At 67.6% G+C, this 1,889-nt stretch carries 1 protein-coding gene; it reads left to right on the top strand.

Annotated elements, in window-relative coordinates:
* The first annotated feature begins 159 nt into the window (after positions 1-159).
* The gene (locus HUK84_RS16615) at positions 160-1,818 is read left to right on the top strand and encodes a GMC family oxidoreductase (RefSeq protein WP_176641271.1); all 1,659 of its coding nucleotides are present in this window, start codon (positions 160-162) and stop codon (positions 1,816-1,818) included.
* The last annotated feature ends 71 nt before the right edge of the window (positions 1,819-1,889 follow it).

Below are 1,889 nucleotides of genomic sequence, written 5' to 3'. Positions count from 1 at the left end.
CGGCCGTTTCGACCGTCGCGGTGCCGCCCCCCGCGCCGCCGCCGGCGGCCGTGGAGTCCAAGGCGCCCCCGCAATCCGCAATCCTTCCGACCAAATAAGCGGCCTTCAAATACGGCCCCCAAATAGACGGCCCCAATAGACGGCCAAGGAGCATAAGCCGTGGCGCATCCTGTCTTTTCCAGCTCTGGTGACGTGACCGCCGACGTGGTGGTGGTCGGTTCCGGCGTCGTCGGCGCATTGATCGCCCACCAGATGGCCGCCGCCGGCCGTTCCGTGGTGGTGCTCGAAGCCGGACTGCGCCTGAAACGGTCGGACATCGTCGAAAACTGGCGGAACATGTCGTTCCATAACCGGGTCAATTCCGATTTCCAGGGCCTGTATCCGCAGGCGCCGCTCGCCCCGGCGCCGCTCTATTTCCCCGCCAATGATTATGTCGGCCTGTTCGGCCCGGACGGCTCGGCGTTCAGGCAGGGCTATCTGCGCACGGTCGGCGGCACGACGTGGCATTGGGCAGCGTCCTGCTGGCGGCATTTGCCCATCGATTTCCGCATGAAATCGACCTATGGCGTCGGTCGCGACTGGGCGATTTCGTACGAGGACCTGGAACCCTATTACTGCCGCGCCGAAGAGGCGATGGGTGTCTCCGGCCCGCACGATCCCGACCTGCAATCGCCCAGCCAGCGCAGCCGCCCCTATCCGCGTGACATGATCCCCTTCGGCTATGGCGACCGCCGGGTGGCCGAACTGGTCAACCCGCACGGCTTCAAGCTGGTGCCGATCCCGCAGGGGCGCAGCGTCCAGCCCTTCGGCGATCGTCCCTCATGCTGCGGCAACAACAACTGCCAGCCGATCTGCCCGATCGGCGCGATGTATAACGGCATCCAGCACGTGCAGAAGGCCGAGGACGCGGGCGCGGTGGTGCTGGACCAGGCGGTGGCCTATCGCATCGACACCGACGAGACCAACCGTGTGACGGCGATCCACTGGTATGACGCGCAGCGCCGCTCGCACAAGGCCAGCGGCCGTACCTTCGTGCTGGCCTGCAACGGGATCGAAACGCCGCGTCTGCTGCTGCTGGCGGCGAACGAACGCAATCCGGCGGGCATCGCCAATTCGTCCGACCAGGTCGGGCGCAACATGATGGACCATTCGGGCGTGCATGCGACCTTCCTGGCCAGCGAACCGCTCTGGTTCGGCCGGGGCCCGGCGCAGAGCAGTTGCATCGTCGGCCCGCGCGACGGCGGCTTCCGCAGCACCTATTCCGCCAACAAGATGATCCTGAACAATATCAGCCGCGTCGGGCCCGCGACCGAACAGGCGCTGGCGCTGGGCCTGGTCGGGCAGGCGCTGGATGACGAAATCCGGCGCCGCGCGGCCTGCGGCGTGGACCTGTCGGTCAGCCTGGAGCCGCTGCCCGATCCCGGCAACCGGCTGACGCTCAGCAAGACGCGGCGCGACCCGCTGGGCCTGCCCTGTCCCGACATCCATTACGATGTCGGCGAATATGTCCGCAAAGGCGCCGTCGCGGCGGCGGAGCAGATCCGCCAGGTGGCCGGCCTGCTGGGCGGCACCGAATTGCGCATCACCACATCGTTCAACGCCAACAATCACATCATGGGCGGCGTGATCATGGGCAACGACCCCAAGGATTCCGTGGTGGATGGCGATTGCCGCGCCCACGACCATCCGAATCTGTGGCTGCCCGGCGGCGGCGCCATGGCCTCGGCCAGCGTGGTCAACACCACGCTCAGCATGGCGGCGCTGGGGCTGAAGGCCGCCGATTCCATCCAGGCCGATTTCCAGGGGGGCCGGGCATGATCCGCAGGATTGCCCGAATCGCCGTCGGCGCCGCCGTCGCCGGTGCCGCCGCCCTCTGGACCGGCCCCGCC

Source organism: Nguyenibacter vanlangensis (assembly GCF_013376155.1).
GTDB classification, from domain to species: domain Bacteria; phylum Pseudomonadota; class Alphaproteobacteria; order Acetobacterales; family Acetobacteraceae; genus Gluconacetobacter; species Gluconacetobacter vanlangensis.
This window is presented reverse-complemented; position numbering and strand designations above follow the sequence as displayed.